At 69.5% G+C, this 15,050-nt stretch carries 13 protein-coding genes; 4 read left to right on the forward strand and 9 right to left on the reverse strand.

Features of this window, described 5'->3' with window-relative positions; translation table 11 throughout:
* Nucleotides 1-189 (reverse strand): hypothetical protein (locus tag GHC57_RS19645; RefSeq protein WP_211369232.1); only part of this gene is annotated, 189 nt, incomplete at its 3' end.
* 30 nt (nt 190-219) lie between these two features.
* Between GHC57_RS19645 and GHC57_RS16980 the strand changes: the two genes are divergently transcribed.
* The 4 genes from GHC57_RS16980 (at nt 220) to GHC57_RS16995 (ending at nt 5,261) form a co-directional block, all read left to right on the forward strand.
* Nucleotides 220-1,500 carry a methyl-accepting chemotaxis protein gene (locus GHC57_RS16980; protein WP_153346444.1) on the forward strand — a complete coding sequence of 427 codons (1,281 nt, stop codon included), beginning with the start codon at nt 220-222 and terminating at the stop codon, nt 1,498-1,500.
* Nucleotides 1,501-1,648: 148 nt separating this feature from the next.
* The gene (locus GHC57_RS16985; protein WP_153346446.1) at nt 1,649-2,155 is read left to right on the forward strand and encodes a cache domain-containing protein; all 507 of its coding nucleotides are present in this window, start codon (nt 1,649-1,651) and stop codon (nt 2,153-2,155) included.
* Nucleotides 2,156-2,303: 148 nt separating this feature from the next.
* Nucleotides 2,304-4,136, forward strand: a complete 1,833-nt coding sequence (locus tag GHC57_RS16990; protein ID WP_153346448.1) for an extracellular solute-binding protein — start codon at nt 2,304-2,306, stop codon at nt 4,134-4,136.
* Between the two features lie 12 nt (nt 4,137-4,148).
* A complete protein-coding gene (locus GHC57_RS16995) occupies nt 4,149-5,261 on the forward strand; it encodes a microcin C ABC transporter permease YejB (RefSeq protein ID WP_153346450.1) in 1,113 nt (370 codons plus the stop codon).
* Nucleotides 5,262-5,270: 9 nt separating this feature from the next.
* Here GHC57_RS16995 and GHC57_RS17000 read toward each other — a convergent pair whose 3' ends face one another.
* From GHC57_RS17000 to GHC57_RS17035, 8 genes are all read right to left on the reverse strand, one after another.
* Nucleotides 5,271-6,503 (reverse strand): cysteine desulfurase-like protein, encoded by a 1,233-nt coding sequence (locus tag GHC57_RS17000; RefSeq protein WP_246152438.1) that lies wholly within the window; start codon nt 6,501-6,503, stop codon nt 5,271-5,273.
* 47 nt (nt 6,504-6,550) lie between these two features.
* On the reverse strand, nt 6,551-7,303 hold the full coding sequence (locus tag GHC57_RS17005) for a nuclease-related domain-containing protein (protein WP_153346454.1): 753 nt from the start codon (nt 7,301-7,303) through the stop codon (nt 6,551-6,553).
* Between the two features lie 364 nt (nt 7,304-7,667).
* Nucleotides 7,668-8,810 carry a glycosyltransferase gene (locus GHC57_RS17010; protein WP_153346456.1) on the reverse strand — a complete coding sequence of 381 codons (1,143 nt, stop codon included), beginning with the start codon at nt 8,808-8,810 and terminating at the stop codon, nt 7,668-7,670.
* A 3-nt stretch (nt 8,811-8,813) separates the two neighbouring features.
* Complete coding sequence (locus GHC57_RS17015; RefSeq protein ID WP_153346458.1) at nt 8,814-10,637, reverse strand: glycosyltransferase; 1,824 nt, start codon at nt 10,635-10,637, stop codon at nt 8,814-8,816.
* 83 nt (nt 10,638-10,720) lie between these two features.
* Nucleotides 10,721-11,764 (reverse strand): ABC transporter ATP-binding protein, encoded by a 1,044-nt coding sequence (locus GHC57_RS17020; protein ID WP_153346460.1) that lies wholly within the window; start codon nt 11,762-11,764, stop codon nt 10,721-10,723.
* Nucleotides 11,761-12,741 carry an ABC transporter ATP-binding protein gene (locus tag GHC57_RS17025; protein ID WP_153346463.1) on the reverse strand — a complete coding sequence of 327 codons (981 nt, stop codon included), beginning with the start codon at nt 12,739-12,741 and terminating at the stop codon, nt 11,761-11,763. The genes GHC57_RS17020 and GHC57_RS17025 overlap by 4 nt, the downstream gene beginning before the upstream one ends.
* 4 nt (nt 12,742-12,745) lie before the next feature.
* Nucleotides 12,746-13,663 carry an ABC transporter permease gene (locus GHC57_RS17030; protein WP_153346465.1) on the reverse strand — a complete coding sequence of 306 codons (918 nt, stop codon included), beginning with the start codon at nt 13,661-13,663 and terminating at the stop codon, nt 12,746-12,748.
* Nucleotides 13,660-14,649 carry an ABC transporter permease gene (locus GHC57_RS17035; RefSeq protein WP_153346467.1) on the reverse strand — a complete coding sequence of 330 codons (990 nt, stop codon included), beginning with the start codon at nt 14,647-14,649 and terminating at the stop codon, nt 13,660-13,662. The genes GHC57_RS17030 and GHC57_RS17035 overlap by 4 nt, the downstream gene beginning before the upstream one ends.
* Between the last annotated feature and the right edge of the window lie 401 nt (nt 14,650-15,050).

A 15,050-nucleotide genomic window follows, 5' to 3' on the forward strand; every position in this document is an offset into this window, starting at 1 on the left:
CTCCTGGGCATCGCCACCACCAAAGGCCCAATCTCCTACGATATGTTGATCGCGCCGGAAGCAAAGGGATAAGCCTTCGATGAAAATATCGCGCGCACGCTGGAGTCCTTCGAGCGGGGCCGCCTCGTCTTCGAAGGCAACGCGGAGGTCGCGCAGGAGCTTGATGAACTGGCCGCCCTGATCGACCACTACATCAAGTACCAGAACAATCTTCGCCAGATGCTGAAGGTCGTCCTGAGTTCGGCCGTCTCGCTGATGTTCACGGCCGAGGCCGATTACCAGAAAATCATTGATATCCTCGATGCGCGGGAAGCCGCCATCAAGACCGCCGCGATGGACCAGGGCACCGAAAGCATCGCACGCACCGACTCGAGCCTGACGTGGCTTGGGGGCATCGCCATCGGCGGCCTGATCCTGATGGGGCTCATCACGCTTTGGGTCGTTGTCCTGGTGGCCCGGCCGATTCGCGGCATGACGCAGTCCATGACGGAACTCGCCGGCGGCAACACGGCCATCACCATCCCCGCCCTGGGCCGCAAGGACGAAGTGGGCGGCATGGCCACGGCGCTGGTGACGTTCAAGGAGAACGCGGAAAAGGTCGAGCAGCTCGCCCGAGAGCAGGAAGAAACCCGCCGCAAGGCCGAGGACGAGCGCCGCCAGCAGACCCTCGCCATGGCCGACACGCTGGAACGGGACGTGCAAACCATCGTCACAGATGTGCGCGCCGCCGCGCAGGGCATGCGCACCATCGCCGAGACCATGGCCCGCACCGCCGACGAGACCAACCAGCGCTCCACCACCGTGGCGGCCAGTTCCCTGGAGGCCTCGCACAGCGTCGAGGCGGTGTCGGAAGCCGCCGTGCGGCTGGCCACCGCCAACCAGGCCATCTCTCAGCGGGTCGAGGACAGCGCCGACGTGGCCCAGCAGGCCGTGGACCAGGCGAAGACCACCGACGAGACCGTGCAGGGCCTGTCCGCCGCCAGCGAGAAGATCGGCGACGTGGTGGCGCTCATCAACTCGATCGCCTCGCAGACCAACCTGCTCGCGCTCAACGCGACCATCCAGGCGGCCCGCGCCGGCGATGCCGGCAAGGGCTTCGCCGTGGTCGCGTCGGAAGTGAAATCCCTGGCCGGCCAGACCGCACGCGCCACCGAGGAAATCGGCGCCGAGATCGCCTCCATCAAGGCGGTCACCGGGCAGGCGGTGGAGGAGATCCGCTCCATCAGCGAGATCATCGCCCGCATCAGCGAGCACCTCACCGGCATCGTCGGCGCGGTGCAGGATCAGGTCGCCGCCACCGAGGAGATCAGCAGCGGCGGCGAGCAGGCCGCCAACGGCACCCGCGAGGTGAGCCGCGACATCGACGACGTGAAGGTGGCCGCCGGCCGGACCGGCGACGCCTCGCGCGAGGTGGAGGAAACGGCCACCCGGCTCGTCTCCGAATTCGACCGCCTGACCGGAACGGTCACGGACCTGATTGCGCGGATGCGGGCGGCCTGATCCGGCCGCCGGTCCGTCCCGAGAGGACCGCGGTCATCGCCCGCCCCTGGCGGACGGCGCGAGATCGCGGGGACCGGCGGGCGACCCGCCGGTCGGTTCCCCAGACCCCTGCCAGAGGTCATCCCTGGAACGAGGAGTGTAGAAGACCATGACCCATGCCATGCCGAGCACCCTGTCGCACCTTGTCTCGCGCGCGACCGCCCTTCTGGGCGCGATCCTGATGTGCACCGCGCTGTCCAATGCGGCCGCCGCCTATGACCGGGCCACCGAGGCCGATGTCCTGGCCATGATGGACGCCGCCATCGCGCACTACGACGACGTGGGCCGCGAACAGGCCATGCAGGACTTCAACGACCTGGACGGCGAGTTCGTGGACGGCGACCTGTATGTCATCATCTGCACGCTGGACCACATCTACAAGACGCACGCCCACAACCCGGTGCTGATCGACAACGACATTCTGGTGGACATCCAGGACGTGAACGGCGACTTCCCGGTGCGCATGATCGTCCAGAGCGCCAAGGACCATCCCGAGGGCGGCTGGGTCGAATACACCTGGGTGAACCCGGCCAACGACCAGCAGGAAATCAAGAAGGTCTACGTCGTCCAGCACGACGGCGACGCCTTCGCCATCGGCTACTATCTGCCGAACTGAGACCCGAGACCGGCGGCGGACGGGGCCTCTCGTCCGCCGTTCGGAGTCCGGGCGGCGCGCTCTTTTCCCATCCGCGCCTTGATCGCGCCACGCCGCGTCCGCACTATCTGCAGGGAGATCCTGTCCGAACCCTGATCGGAGTGCCCTCATGCGCCGTCGCGGCCTTTTCGCCTGCCTGCTCGCCTTGCCGTTCATCCTCTGGGGTCCCGGCGCCCACGCGGAGCCGGCCCACGCCATCGCCATGCACGGCACGCCCAAGTACGGGCCCGACTTCACCCATTTCGACTACGTCAACCCGGACGCCCCCAAGGGCGGCCAGATCAGACTGGCGGCGCTGGGCGGGTTCGACACGCTCAACCCCTACACGGTGAAGGGCGAAAGCGCGGCCGGCCTGGGGCTGATCTACGAAACCCTCCTGGTGCCCTCGGCGGACGAGGCCTTTACCAAATACGAGGGCGTGGCGGAATTCATCGAGACCCCCGAAGACCGCTCCTGGGTCACCTTTCACCTGAACCCCGAGGCCCGGTTCCACGACGGCGCGCCCATCACGGCCGAGGACGTGCTGTTCAGCCTGGAGACGCTGCGCACCGACGGCGCGCCGCTGTACCGCTTCTATTATGCCGACGTGGCCGAGGCGGAGGCGCTGGACGATCACACCGTCAAGTTCACCTTCTCGACCAACATGAACCGGGAACTGCCGCTGATCCTGGGCCAGTTGCCCGTGCTGCCCAAGCATTATTGGGAGGAACGGGACTTCACCGCCACCACGGTGGAGCCGCCCCTGGGCAGCGGGCCCTACCGCATCGCCGACTTCGAGCCGGGCCGCTTCATTCGGTATGAGCGGGTCGAGGACTACTGGGGCGCCGACCGGCCCACCGCCGTCGGCTTCCACAACTTCGATGTCGTCCAGTACGACTACTACCGCGACTCCACCGTGTCGGTGGAAGCCCTGAAGGCGGGCGAGTACGACTTTCGCGCCGAGAACATCGCCAAGGTCTGGGCCACCGCCTACGAGGGCGAGGCCGTGGACTCGGGCGCCCTGGTCAAGCTGGAAGTCGAGCACGACCGGCCCGCCGGCATGCAGGGCTTCATCATGAACACGCGCCGCGCGGTGTTCGCCGACCCGGCGGTGCGCGAGGCCATGGCCTACGCCTTCGACTTCCAGTGGGCCAACCAGAACCTGTTTTTCGGCCAGTACACCCGCACTCGCAGCTATTTCGACAACAGCGAGCTGGCCGCCACCGGCCTGCCCGACGACGCCGAACTGGCCCTGCTGGAGCCGTTCCGCGACGACCTGCCGCCTCGCGTGTTCACCGAGGTCTACGAACCGCCCTCCGTGCCCGCGCCCGGCGAGGTGCGCGAGAACCTGGGCGCCGCGCTCACCCTGCTGCGCGAGGCCGGCTGGTCGCTGCGGAACGGCGTGATGACCCACGGCGAAACCGGACAGACGCTGTCGTTCGAGATCCTGCTCTATGACGTGACGTTCGAGCGCATCGCCCTGCCCTACGTCCAGACCCTGAAGCGGCTGGGCGCCGATGTCTCGGTGCGCACCGTGGATACGGCGCAGTACCTCAACCGCCTCAACGCCTTCGACTTCGACATGATCGTGGGCGGTTGGGGCCAGTCCGACAGCCCGGGCAACGAGCAGCGCGAGTACTGGAGCAGTGCGACCGTCGATGCCCAGGGCAGCCGCAACCTGGCGGGGATCTCCTCCCCGGCCGTCGATGCCCTGATCGAGACCCTCATCAGCGCACACAGCCGCGCGGAACTGGTCACGGCCGTCCATGCGCTGGACCGCGTGCTGCAATGGTCCTTCCTGGTCGTGCCGCATTGGCACCTGAGCTATGACCGCCTGGTCTTCTGGGACAAGTTCGGCCGTCCCGACATCACCCCGGACCAGGGCGCGCAGGTGTTCACCTGGTGGGTGGATCCGGACAAGGTCGCCGCGCTGGAGGCCGCCGGCGCCGTGCGGACGCGATAGGGGTCCGCCGCCATGCTCACCTACATCGTCCGCCGCGTGATGCTGATTCCCCTCACCCTGCTGGGGATCATCACCATCAACTTCTTCATCGTGCAGATCGCGCCCGGCGGGCCGGTGGAGCAGTTGCTGGCCGAGATCCAGGGCACGGCCGTGGACGCCACGGCGCGCTTCTCCGGCGGCGGCGGCACGGGCGAGGTGCAGACCGGCGGCGGCGGCGACGGTGGGTCAGGCGGGGGGGGCTCCACCTACCAGGGCGCGCGCGGCCTCGACCCCGCCTTCATCGCCGAAATCGAGCAGCAGTTCGGCTTCGACAAGCCCATCCACGAACGTTACTGGCAGATGGTCGTGGACTACGCGTCGTTCGACCTGGGCGAGAGCTACTTCCGCGACGTGGGCGTGCTGGCGCTGATCTGGGAAAAGATGCCGGTCTCGGTCTCGCTGGGCGTGTGGTCCACGCTCATCATCTATCTGGTCTCGATCCCGCTGGGCATCGCCAAGGCCGTGCGGGACGGCACCCGGTTCGACATCGCCACCAGCTCCGCCGTCATCGTCGGCTACGCGGTGCCCGCGTTCCTGTTCGCCATCCTGCTGATCGTGGTGTTCGCCAAGGGCGGCATGGTCCCCGTCTTCCCGCTGCGCGGGCTGGTCAGCGAGAACTGGGAGGAGCTGACCTGGTACGGCAAGATCGGGGACTACTTCTGGCACCTGACCCTGCCGGTCACGGCCATGGTGATCGGCGGCTTCGCCAGCCTGACCATGTTGACCAAGAACTCCTTCCTGGAAGAAATCAACAAGCAGTACGTCACCACCGCGCGGGCCAAGGGCCTGACCGAGAAGCGGATCCTCTATGGCCACGTGTTCCGCAACGCCATGCTGCTGGTGGTCGCGGGCTTCCCGGCGGCGCTGGTGTCGATGCTGTTCACCGGCTCCCTGCTGATCGAGGTGATCTTCAGCCTGAACGGGCTGGGCCTTCTGGGCTTCGAGGCGGTCATTGACCGCGACTATCCGGTGATGTTCGGCACGCTCTACATTTTCGGGCTGCTGGGTCTGGTGCTCAACCTGATGAGCGACGTGACCTATCACGTCATCGACCCGCGCATCGACTTCGAAAGCCGCGAGGTGTAGGGCGACCCCTCACCCGCGCGGCAGGGCGTCCAGCAGGCGGTCCACCTCGTCCGGGGTGTTGTAGTGCACCATGCTGACCCGGACGATGCCGTCCTCCGGGTCCAGGCCCAGCGCCTCGATCGCCCGCCAGGCATAGAAATGCCCGTTGCGCGCCGCCACCTGCCGGGCGCGCAGGGCGTCCACCACCGCGCGCGAGGACAGCCGGTCGTGCACGAAGGCCACGGTCGGCGACCGCGTCGGCCCCGCCGTCGGCGCGCCGATCACCCGCACCCCCGGCGCCGCCGCAAGCCCGTCGAGCAGGCGGGCGCTCAGGGCGCGCTGATGGCCCTCGAAGGCCGCGAACAGGCGCACGATCCGGCGCCGCAGGGGATCATCCGCGCCGCCCCCGTGCTGGCGGTCCAGCCCCTCCAGATAGTCCGCCACGCCCGCCAGGGCCGCGCACAGCTCGTGCGGCGGGCCGCCGGGATTCAGCGTCAGGGCGCCGGTGCCGGCGAGATACATGTGGTTCTGGTTTTCCAGCCGCCCCATCAGCTCGGGTCGCAGGGCCATCACGCCCACATGCGGGCCGAACACCTTGTAGGCGCTGAAGGCATAGGCGTCGGCATCCAGCGCCGCCACATCCACCAGCGCGTGGGGGGCATGGGACACGCCGTCCACCACGGCCAGGGCCCCGGCCTCGTGCGCCAGCCTTACCGCCCGGGCCGCGTCGCAGACCGCGCCCGTGATGTTGGAGGCATGGGGCAGGCAGACCAGCCGCGTGTTCTCGTTCAGCAAGGCCTCAAGGCCGGCGATGTCCAGAGCCCCCGTCTCGGGATCGAACCGCCATTCCCGGATGGTCGCGCCGGTCCGGGTCAGACGCCGCCAGGAGGTGATGTTGGACTCGTGGTCCAGGTTTGTGACCACGATCTCGTCGCCCGGCGCGAACAGCGGGGCCAGCGCGTTCGCCAGCACATGCAGGTTGGTCGAGGTGTCCGCGCCGATCACCAGCGCCCCGGGCGACGTGTTGGCGAACGCGGCCATGGCCTCGGCGCCCTCGGTCATCATGTGCGTGGCCAGGGCCGAGGCCGGATAGGGCGCGCCGGGCTGAACCTTGGCCTCGGTCATGAAGCGGGTCAGGCGGTCGATCACGGGGCGCGGCACATAGGCGCCGCCGGCGTTCTCGAAAAAGGCCCAGCCATTGCCGGTCGGGCTGTGGAACGCCGGGAACCAGGCGCGCACGGCGTTCAGGTCAAGGGGGGACATCAACAGGCTAACCCTCATTCAGGTCCAAGACGGTCCGGATCCGTCGCTCACCACAGCAGCACCACCAGCGCGGCCCCCGTGCCCAGGAACAGCAGGCCCATGGCGGTGCGCGTCTCCGCCAGCGCCGAGCGCAGCAGGCGGCGGGGTCGCCGCAGCCAGGAGAGCGGGCCATCCCCGTCCGGCACGGCGAGCGCCGCGCGGGACAGCGCCTGCCACGCCTCCTCGAGTCCGGGGGCCTCGGGTCCGTCGGCGGCGGCCCCGTGGGCGGCGTGCAGTTCCTCCAGGAACGCGCCCAGGTTCGACACGCCCTCGGGCCGCCCCCGCGCGAACCGCGCCCGGCGCGGCACCAGCACCTGACCCGTGACGACGGGCGCATCCGCGCCCTCCGGCGGCGGCGGCAGGGCGCGGCGCACCGCCGCCATGGCCTTGTCGAGTCGGCGCAGGGGGTTACCGAAGGTGTGGCTGTCCAGGCCCACGTCCTGGCGCCAGACCCGCTGTCGGCGGGTGCCGACCAGCCGGCCGGCGCGCATGACGATCTGGAGCACCACGAACCCGGTGGGCAGGCGCACCACGTGATCGACGCGGATCAGGCCGCCCCATGCCGTCCGCAGCACCAGGTCATGCAGCGCGGGCAACCCCGCCCGGGCCAGAGCGCGGGCGGCGCGGCGGTTGGCCGGTCCCTGGCGCAGCGCCGGACCCAGGGTCATGTAGGTGCCGCCCGTCAGAAGAAAGAGCGCGACGACCCAGAGCAGCAGGATCCACAACAGATCCGTCAGCGGTCCGGCAAGGTTCTGGTCCATGACGACGCGCGGTTCTCCCCAGGTCGGCCCGGGCGCGGCGCGCCTGGGTGCAGGATGGGACGAACATGCCGCGCCGTGCGTGCACAGGCAACCGCGAAGGCCCACATGGCAACGCGCTCAGTTAAACGGGATCGCTCCTGCAGGCCTTTTCGGCGGGTCGGAGCCCGGCGCTCGAGATCCTTCAGCCGCTTCGCGGCTTCAGGATGACACCCTATAATTGTCGTTTGTCATCCCGAGCGAGCGCAGCGAGACGAGGGATCTCGAGCGGCCTGCTCTGACGGCGCGGAGAGTGCCGTCCTGGTCATCTGAGCCCATTTCCCTGCGAAGGCCCCCGCCCCCCCACGCGGAGCGGGGACCGTGGGGGTCAAGCCACAGGTTCGGCGTCCAGGAACCACTCGACCCCCTCGACGAAGCGGGCCACATCGCCCAGCGGCGCGCTCGCCGTCGCCTCGCGGCACATGGCCGCCCACAGGGCCTCGTCCTCGCTGAGCTGGGTCATGACGGTGGCCAGCCCGCGCGGATTGTCGGGCTCGACCACATAGCCGTTGACGGCGGTGCGCACCAGCAGGTCCCGCGCCCCGCAGTTGTCCGACAGGATCACCGGCAGGCCCATGGCCTGGGCCTCGATCACCACGTTGCCGAACTGCTCCTCCACGCTGGGCAGCAGCAGGGCCAGCGTCGTCCCCAGGGTGCGGCTGGCCTCGGCATCCTGGACCCAGCCCCGGAACACCACCCGATCCGCGATCCCCAACGCCTCCGCCTGGGCGCGCAGGTCCGCCTCCAGCGGGCCGGAGCCGCACAGGTGCAGCGGGCGGGGGGCCGTCACCCGGTCGCAGTACAGGCGGTAGGCCTCCAGCAGCACGGCGTGATTCTTCTTCGGCACCAGCCGGGCAATGGAGGTGAAATGCCGCACGGCGTGGGGCGGGCCGTCGGGCGCCGGCGGCACGCCCGCCTGGCGGCGGATGCGGTCCAGGCTGACGGTGTTGCACTCGCCCCGGATGCGGTCGGCGGGAATCCCCAGGAAGCGCAGGTAGTCACGCGGCCGCCGGGCGCTGGACAGCGCCCCGTGATAGGGCCACAGGAACAGGCTCTTGCCCACCTCGCGCCAAAGGGACCGGGGGTAGTCATCGAACTTTGAGACCCCCAGCATGACCACGCGCCCGCCCCGCAGGCGCAGCCACAGGGCCAGCAGCAGCACGGCCGGGCGCTGGTAGTGGCTGACGTAGACCACCGAGTCCCGCGCCGGCGGCAGATGGCGCAGAATGCCGCGCAACTGCCCGATCACGCCCGGCTTGGCGTCCGCCGCGAACAGGGTGCGTTTCTCGAACGCCTCGGCCGCGCCCGTGGTCCAGCCGTAGAGGTCGTGACCGGGAAACATCTCCAGGCCGAGAACCCGCCGACGCCCGACGAAATGCCGCCCCACCGCCTCCAGCCGGTCCATGTGATAGGGCCCGAAGTTGCTCCACAGGAAGACGAGTGTGGTGCGCCCGGTCCGATCCCGCGCCATGGCTCAGCCCTCCCGGGCGCGGTCGGGCCCGGTCGGGGCGAGCAGGGCCTCGGCCAGATCCAGGGCGCTGCGGCCCATGTCGATGCGGCCTTCGGCATAGGCCCGCGCGGCGGCGCAGGCGGCGGCGTAGGCCCCGGGGCTCCAGGCCGCCGCCCGGTCCATGGCGTCGGCCAGCCCATCCGGCGAGGGGTTGAACACCAGACCGGCCCCGTGCGCCTCCAGGTCGTCCCAGGGCAGCCCCCGCGCCGCCAGCACGGGTCGGCCCAGCGCCAGCGCCTCGCCGGCCACGATGCCGAAGCTCTCGAACCCGGTTCCCCCCATGCCCGAGGGCAGGATGAGCAGGTGGTGTTGGCGGTGCGCCTCCAGCACGGCGGCGCGGTCCAGGTAGCCGGTCGTCTCGATGCGCGAATCCGCCCGGGCCATGGCCTTGACGGTGTCGGCGTAGGCGCCGCCCCCATCGCCCACCAGGGTGAGCGTATCCGCCGGCCGCGCGGCCGCCCGCCACGCCTCGACCATGGCGACGGTGCTCTTTTCCGGAGCGAAGCGGCCGACGTACAGGTACCGCAGCCCGCCGTCCCGTCCCGACGCCAGCGGGGGCGGCGGGGCCGGCTGCAGCGCCCGGCAGTCCACGCCCACGGGGGCCACCACGAAGGGGGCAGAGAAGTACGGCCGGGCGTGCTCCGCCTCCATGGGGCTGAGCACGTGCAGGGCGCGCGCCCGATTGCCCACCGGCTGCACCAGCCGCGCATACAGCAGGCGCTTGACCGGGCGGCGGGCCCGGATGACGTCCGCCAGCGGGCGCATGTAGTTGCCATGCAGCCCGAGCACGAAGGGCACGCCGCGCAGCCGGCAGATCACCAGCGCGAGGGTGACCGGCCAGGTGCCGATGCCGGCGATGTAGACCGCCCGCGCCCGCCCGACGGCGCGCCAGATCATCAGGGGCGCGCCCAGGCCGAAGCCCAGCGATCGGATCTCGACCGGCGCCGCATAGAGCGACACCCGGCAGCCGCACGCCCGTTCGGCCTGCGCGGCGGTGGGACGCGCGCCCTTGGAGGCATCGCTGGCCACCACATGGACCGTCAGGCCGTCGGCGCTCCACTGGCGCGCCAGGGCCGCCGCGCTCTCCGCCACGCCGCCATAGCCGCGCGCCGGCGGGATGTGCGCGGCCACGATCAGGATGTCGTCCCGGGGGGCGGGGGCCTCCCGCTTTGGCGCCGGATCGCGGTCCGGGATCGCCGCGCGCACGGCGTCGAACGCCGCCCGGTCGCGGGCGCGCAGGGGTTGGGCGGGGTTGCCGGCGGAGACCGTCCACGGGTCCAGGTCCCGGGTCGCCACGCCCCGCGCGCCCAGCACCGCGCCCTCGCCCACCGTCACGCCGGGGCCGACGAAGGCCTCCGCCGCGACCCAGGCGAAGTCGCCGATGCGGATCGGCCGGGTGTAGAGCTGGAAATAGGGGTCATCGACCCGGTGGGTGCCGCCGCACAGGTGGGCGCGTTGGGAGATGACGGCGCGGGCGCCGATCTCCACCGGCCCCATGCAGTAGCAGATCACGCCCGGACCCACCATCGCCTGGGGGCCCACGGTCAGGTTGGGCGGATACCACACCCTGGTCGTGCCGTAGACCCGCGCCGACCACGCCACGCGCGCGCCGAACAGCCGCAGCAGGGCAACCCGCCATTGATGGAGCGGCGGCGGCGTCCAGGCCGCGCCCAGGGTCCAGACCAGGAACCAGAGCGCCCGGAAGGCGCGGTGCCGCAGCGAAAAGGTGGCGGCGCCCGTGAACGGGTCGTGCGCCCGGGCGTCGCGGATGTGCGTGTCCGATTCCATATCGGTCCTCGATGGGCTCCCTCCCGGCGCCCGACCGCCCCGTCCTGCGCCCCGCCGAGACTACCCGCCGCCGGCCCCGCCTGTCACCCACCGGGCGTTTCGCGCCCCTCCTCCACCGCGTGGCAGGCGACCAGGGTGCCGTCGGCCTGCGGCAGCGGCTTGGGCACTTCGGCGGAGCACCGGGCGTTGGCCAGCGGGCAGCGGTCGTGGAACACGCAGCCCGAGGGCAGGTTCATGGCCGAGGGCACCTCGCCCGGCAGGCCGGGGGGCTGCATCTCCTCGGTGGAGACGCGCGGAATCGCCGACAGCAGGATGCGCGTGTAGGGGTGGCGCGGGTTCTCGAACAGGGTGGCCGTGTCGGCCAGCTCGCACACCGTGCCCAGGTACATCACGCCGACGCGGGTGCCGAAGTGGCGCACCACCGACAGGTCATGCGTGATGAACAGGTAGGTCAGGTCCAGCTTTTCGCGCGTGTCCATCATCACGTTCAGGACCTGCGCCTGAATGGACACGTCCAGCGCCGAAATGGGCTCGTCCGCCACCACGAAGTCCGGGTCCACCATCAACGCGCGGGCGATGGAGATGCGCTGGCGCTGGCCGCCGGAGAACTCGTGCGGATAACGGTTGCCCCAGGACGGATCGTTGCCGACCGAGACCATCACCTGCTCGACCTTGGCCTTGACCTCGGCGTCGGACAGCGCGGGGGAATGGAACCGCAGCGGTTCTTCCAGGGTCTGCTGCACGGTGCGGCGCGGGTTCAGCGAGGCATAGGGGTTCTGGAAGATCATCTGCATCCGCCGATGGAACGGCATGCGGGCCTTGTGCCGCAGGCCGTCGATGCGGGTGCCGTCGAAGTGGATCTCGCCCGCCGTCGGGGTCAGCAGACCCATGACGATGCGCGCCAGGGTGGACTTGCCGCAGCCCGACTCGCCCACGAGACAGAACGCCTCGCCGCGCCGGACGGTCAGCGAAACGTCGTTGATCGCCTTGACCGTGGGCCGCTCGCGCTGGAGGAAATGCCCCCCCAGGTCGAAGTGCTTGACCACGCCGCGCACCTCGACCAGCGGGCGCGCGGGATCGGACGCGGGGTGGGGGGGGATCGCCATGGCCGCCGCTTCTCCGCTCATGCCGCCCTCCCCGTCATCAGCTCGCGGGCCCGGATGCAGCGGACCAGATGGCCGTCGAGGTCGTCCAGCGGCGGCAGCGCGGCGCGGCAATCGTCCAGGACGTGATCGCAGCGCGGGTTGAAGGGACAGCCGGACGGAATGGCGTTCAAGGACGGCATGTTGCCCCGGATCTGGTTCAGGCGGGCGCCCGGCTCGCCCTCGCCCGGCAGCGCCGCCAGCAGGCCGCGGGTGTAGGGATGCACCGGATTGTGGACGACGCGGTCGGTCCGGCCCGACTCCACCACGCGGCCGGCGTACAGCACCACGACCCGCTGGGTCACCTGCGAGACCACGGCAAGGTCGTGGGTAATCAGGATCAGCCCCACCCCGTGGCTTTTGCACAGGGCAAGCATCAGGCTCATGATCTCCGCCTGGATGGTCACATCCAGAGCCGTGGTTGGCTCGTCGGCGACGATGAGCGACGGCTCGGTCAGCAGCGCGATGGCGATCACCACGCGCTGGCGCATGCCGCCGGACAGCTCGTGCGGGTACGACGCCATGCGCTTGTCCGGCGAGGGGATCTTGACCTCGCCCAGGCGCTGGATGGCGATGCGTTTGGCCTCGGCGTCGGAGATGTCGCGGTGCGCCTTCAGCGTCTCGACCATCTGGGTGCCGATGGTCAGCACCGGGTTCAGGGTCATCATCGGGTCCTGGAAGATCATGCTGATCCGGTTGCCCCGGACGCCGCGCATCTGGGCGCGCGACAGCGTCGTCAGGTCCCGGCCCTCGAACACGATGGAGCCGCCGGCGATGCGCCCCGGGCGGGTCAGCAGATTCAGCACGGCAAAGGCCGCGACGGACTTGCCGGCGCCGGACTCGCCGACGATGCCCAGCCGCTCGCCCTTGTCCACGGCGAACGAGATGCCGTTGAGCGCCGTCAGGGTGCCGTGGCGGGTGGGGAACTCCACGACCAGATCGTGGACATCGAGAAGGGCCATGGCCTTACCCCTTGTACAGACGCGGGTTCAGCACGTCGCGCAGCCAGTCGCCCAGCAGGTTGATCGACAGGATCAGCACGATCAGCACGATGGCCGGGATGGTGGTGATCCACCATGCCCCGCTGAAGATGTACTCGAAGCCCGCGCTGATGAGCGACCCCAGCGACGGCATGGTGACCGGCATGCCCAGGCCCAGGAAGGACAGCGCGGCCTCGCTGATGATCGCGTTCGCCACCTGCACGGTGGAGATCACCAGCAAGGGCGACAGCGTGTTGGGCAGAATGTGGCGGGCCATGATGACCGGGGCCGACAGGCCGATGACGCGGGCGGCATCGACGTATTCCTTCTTGCGCTCGGCCAGCACCGAGGCGCGGATGGTGCGCGCGTACTGCGGCCACTCGGCGATGCCGATGACCAGCACCAGCATGACGATGGCCATATCGGCGAACAGTTCGGCGCCGAACGCGGCCTGGAACACGGCCAGGGCGACGATCGCCAGCATCAGCGTGGACATGGCGAGCTGGATGTCGGCCAGCCGCATGAAGAAGGCGTCCACCTTGCCGCCCAGATAGCCCGAGACCAGCCCGATCACGATGCCCAGCGCCATCTGCACCATGACCGCGAAAATGCCGATGGTGATGGAGATGCGCAGGCCGTACAGGATGGCGCTCAGCATGTCGCGCCCCTGGGCGTCGGTGCCGAGGGGGAAGGCCTCCTCGCCCCCGTCCTGCCACGCCGGCGGGATCTCGGAGTTCATGATGTCGAGCTGCGCCGGGTCGTGCGGGTTCATGCTCGACAGCAGCGGCGCGAACAGGGCGGCCAGCATGAAGAACGCCACCACGGAAAACGCGCCGACGGCGACCGGATCCCGGCGGAAGCGGTACAGGAAATCCGACCCGAAGAAGACGGCGAGGCGGTTCATGTCTGTTTCCCCACCAATCGGACGGTCGGATTGACCAGGGTGTAGATCAGGTCCACCACCGTGTTGGTGACCACGAAGATCAGGCCGACGACGATGATGTACGCGATGATGAGCGGCGTATCGACGCGGTTGACCGCCTCGATGAACATGAAGCCGAGCCCCGGCCACTGGAACACGGACTCGGTGAGGATCGTATAGGCCAGCATGGTTCCGATCTGCACGCCGCCCACGGTGATGACCGGCAGCAGCGTGTTCTTGAAGGCGTGCAGGAACCACACCCGCTTCGCCCCCAGGCCCTTGGCCCAGGCGAACTTGATGTAGTCCTGCTCCAGGATTTCCATCATCTCGGAGCGGATCAGCCGGATGAACAGCGGCAGCATGATCGACGACAGCGCGACGCTGGGCAGGATCAGGTGACTGATGCCGCCCCAGGTCAGGAACCCGGTTTCCCAGCCCGGCGCGATCTCCACCAGGTCCTCGCCGCGCCCGAACGAGGCCAGCCAGCCCAGGTTCACCGAGAACACATAGATCAGGAAGATCGCGGTCAGGAACACGGGGATGGAGATGCCGACAATGCTCGCCCCCATGACCCCCCGCGCCAGCCAGTCCTTGGGGCGGATGGCGCAGTAACACCCCATGGGGATGGAGACCAGCACGATGATGATCGTCGCCCCCACGACCAGGTCCAGGGTCGCCGGGAACTTGTCGGCGATGACCTCCAGCGCGGGTCTCTTGAAGAAGTAGCTGTCCCCCAGGTCGCCTTGCACGGCGTTCCCCAGGAACCGCCAGTACTGCACGAAGAACGGATCATTCAGCCCCATCTCGTCGCGCAGCGCCTCGCGCTCCGCCTCCGAGACGGACTGGCCGACCAGTTCGCGCAGGGGGTCGCCCAGGTTGTCCTGGATGGAAAAGCCGATGAGGCTGATGACGAACATCACCAGCGCGGCCTGCAACAGGCGCTTGATGAGGAAAGCGACGAAGGCCATGGGTGTTCCGAAGACCGAGAAACGGAGAGTCGGCGGCGGCGGGATGCCGGCCGCGACTCAGTGTGGAGTCGCCGTCGGCAAACGACAACACGCAAGGTGGGCCGCCCCGGGGCGGCGAGTGATGACAGACCCGGGGGGCATCGCGCAAGAGGCGATCACGCGGGGCCAGGGCGACGGGCTCAGGTGAACGGGATCGCTCTTCCAGGTCTTTGCAGGGGGTCGGAGACCTGCGCTCGAGGTCCTTCAGCCGCTTCGCGGCTTCAGGATTGTCTGTTTGATTTGTGGCATTGTGGAGATGCCGGGTTGCGGGGCCCCGGGTGGCCACCCGGGGCCCCGCACCGGATCGTGTGATCGTCTCAGGATGGGGTCTTTGCCCGTTGTCATCGTGATCCGCGATCCGG

It is taken from the genome of Roseospira navarrensis (assembly GCF_009601025.1).
GTDB lineage: Bacteria > Pseudomonadota > Alphaproteobacteria > Rhodospirillales > Rhodospirillaceae > Rhodospira > Rhodospira navarrensis.

Excerpts from the sequence above, each read along its gene's own strand:
- GHC57_RS17015 (WP_153346458.1), bottom strand. The coding sequence starts at position 10,637 with ATGGAATCGGACACGCACATCCGCGACGCCCGGGCGCACGACCCGTTC.
- GHC57_RS17025 (WP_153346463.1), bottom strand. The coding sequence starts at position 12,741 with ATGGCCCTTCTCGATGTCCACGATCTGGTCGTGGAGTTCCCCACCCGC.
- GHC57_RS16995 (WP_153346450.1), top strand. The coding sequence starts at position 4,149 with ATGCTCACCTACATCGTCCGCCGCGTGATGCTGATTCCCCTCACCCTG.
- GHC57_RS17020 (WP_153346460.1), bottom strand. The coding sequence starts at position 11,764 with ATGAGCGGAGAAGCGGCGGCCATGGCGATCCCCCCCCACCCCGCGTCC.
- GHC57_RS17005 (WP_153346454.1), bottom strand. The coding sequence starts at position 7,303 with ATGGACCAGAACCTTGCCGGACCGCTGACGGATCTGTTGTGGATCCTG.
- GHC57_RS16985 (WP_153346446.1), top strand. The coding sequence starts at position 1,649 with ATGACCCATGCCATGCCGAGCACCCTGTCGCACCTTGTCTCGCGCGCG.
- GHC57_RS16980 (WP_153346444.1), top strand. The coding sequence starts at position 220 with ATGCTGAAGGTCGTCCTGAGTTCGGCCGTCTCGCTGATGTTCACGGCC.
- GHC57_RS17010 (WP_153346456.1), bottom strand. The coding sequence starts at position 8,810 with ATGGCGCGGGATCGGACCGGGCGCACCACACTCGTCTTCCTGTGGAGC.
- GHC57_RS17000 (WP_246152438.1), bottom strand. The coding sequence starts at position 6,503 with ATGTCCCCCCTTGACCTGAACGCCGTGCGCGCCTGGTTCCCGGCGTTC.
- GHC57_RS16990 (WP_153346448.1), top strand. The coding sequence starts at position 2,304 with ATGCGCCGTCGCGGCCTTTTCGCCTGCCTGCTCGCCTTGCCGTTCATC.
- GHC57_RS17035 (WP_153346467.1), bottom strand. The coding sequence starts at position 14,649 with ATGGCCTTCGTCGCTTTCCTCATCAAGCGCCTGTTGCAGGCCGCGCTG.
- GHC57_RS17030 (WP_153346465.1), bottom strand. The coding sequence starts at position 13,663 with ATGAACCGCCTCGCCGTCTTCTTCGGGTCGGATTTCCTGTACCGCTTC.